This window comes from Mesorhizobium sp. M7A.F.Ca.ET.027.03.2.1, from assembly GCF_003999175.1.
In the GTDB taxonomy this organism is placed as follows: Bacteria; Pseudomonadota; Alphaproteobacteria; order Rhizobiales; family Rhizobiaceae; genus Mesorhizobium.
Map to the genome: position 1 here is coordinate 1 of NZ_RZOM01001206.1, position 1,714 is coordinate 1,714.

Sequence of the window (1,714 nt, forward strand, 5' to 3'; positions counted from 1 at the left end):
GGACAGAAACAGCCCCTTGGCGAACGCCTCGATGCTGGCAAGCGAGAGATTGCGGCCGACGGTCATCGTTTGCACCAGCCCGTCGCGCTGGCGGTCCTCGGGGACCAGCACAAGCCCTCTGGAGATGCGCTGGGCAATGCTCAACCCCGAGACGTCCTCGCCTTCCAGAAGCGCGCGACCGCCCGCCATCGGCACTCGTCCGGCGACGGCCTCCAGCAATTCCGTGCGCCCGGCGCCCATTAGCCCATAGATGCAGACGATCTCGCCGGCCCTGACGTCCAGCGACAGGTGATCGACGACGGAATAGCCCGAGCCCGAAGTGTCAACGACGCTGACGTCCTCGATCGAAAGGGCGACCTCGCCGAACGCATGACCGGTCGGCGGCGAGCCGAGATCGAAATTCTCGCCGACCATGTTGCGCACGATCCACTCGAGGTCGATGTCCCTGGCTTCGGCCGTTGCCGTTATGGCGCCGTCGCGCAGGACAACGGCGTAGTCGGTGATCTGCAGTGCTTCTTCGAGGTGATGTGAAATGTAGACGATGGAGACGCCGCGGCTGGTCAGATCGCGGATCACCTTGAACAGCACCTCGACCTCGGTTGCACTGAGCGCGGAGGTCGGCTCGTCCATGATGAGGATGCGTGAATCGACCGACAGCGCCCGCGCGATCTCGACGATCTGCTGTTGACCCAGGCGCAGATCCTCGACGAGAGTCATCGGGTCGATGTCCTCTTCGAGATCGGCCATCAGCGCGCGCGCCTGGCGCGATTCTTCGGCGAAGTCGAGGCCGGTTCTGGTGCGCAGTTCGCGGCCCATGAAGATGTTGTCGCGAACGCTGAGGTTCGGCGCCAGGCTGAGTTCCTGGTGGATGATCGAGATGCCGCGATCGCGCGCGTCCGAGGATGAGGAAAAGCTGACGAGATTGCCGTCGAGCACGATGTCGCCGGATGTCGGCGTGACGACGCCGGACAGGATCTTCATCAGCGTCGACTTGCCGGCGCCGTTCTCGCCGAACAGCGTCGTGACCTTGCCGCGATGGATGTCGAAATTGACGCCCTTGAGCGCATGAACGCCGCCATACGACATGACGATGTTGCGCGCCGAAAGCACGGCGTCGCCGGTCGCGGGTCCGGTGTCTGCAGCCGCGCTCATTTGACCTCCAGCCTCACCGGAGTGACCAGCCAGCTCTTCGGGTTGACCAGCTTGAATGCGCCGACCACCGATACGGTCTTGCCGGTCAAGGTGCTGGTGTCGACCTTGGCCAGGACTTCCTTCTTCATCTCGTTGTTCAGCGCCGAACCGGCGTCCTGGTATTCGATCTGGTTGGTGAACTGGCCGAATGTGATCTTGCCGGTGGCGTCGCGAAGCTCGGTGCCGTTGATCGCCGGTCCCGTTTGCACCCGGATCATCAGCGTGTCCGGCACGCCTTCGACGGCGACCTTGTAGATGCCGGATTTTCCTTCGCCGACGACACCGGTGAACTTGACCGAGATGACCGGTCCGACGCCCGCCGGCACGCCATATTCCTTTTCCGCCGTCGCCCTGTCCTTGGCGATAGCAGCAGCCACCGTCACCGCGTCGGCGGCGCGTGCCTCGACATCGGCCTGCACCTTGGGAAACTCCGACTTGCCGTAGTCAGCGGCGGAAAACACGGCGCTGCGGACATCGCCGGCAGAGCCGATCCTGACCACCTTGGTGTCGAGCGCCATGGCGC

At 63.9% G+C, this 1,714-nt stretch carries 2 protein-coding genes; both read right to left on the minus strand.

The features are described from left to right. A partial coding sequence (locus tag EN750_RS33000) for a sugar ABC transporter ATP-binding protein (protein WP_145968144.1) occupies positions 1 to 1,152 on the minus strand: 1,152 nt, incomplete at its 3' end. Further along, a partial coding sequence (locus EN750_RS33005) for a DUF2291 domain-containing protein (protein ID WP_145968145.1) occupies positions 1,149 to 1,714 on the minus strand: 566 nt, incomplete at its 5' end. The genes EN750_RS33005 and EN750_RS33000, both read right to left, overlap by 4 nt.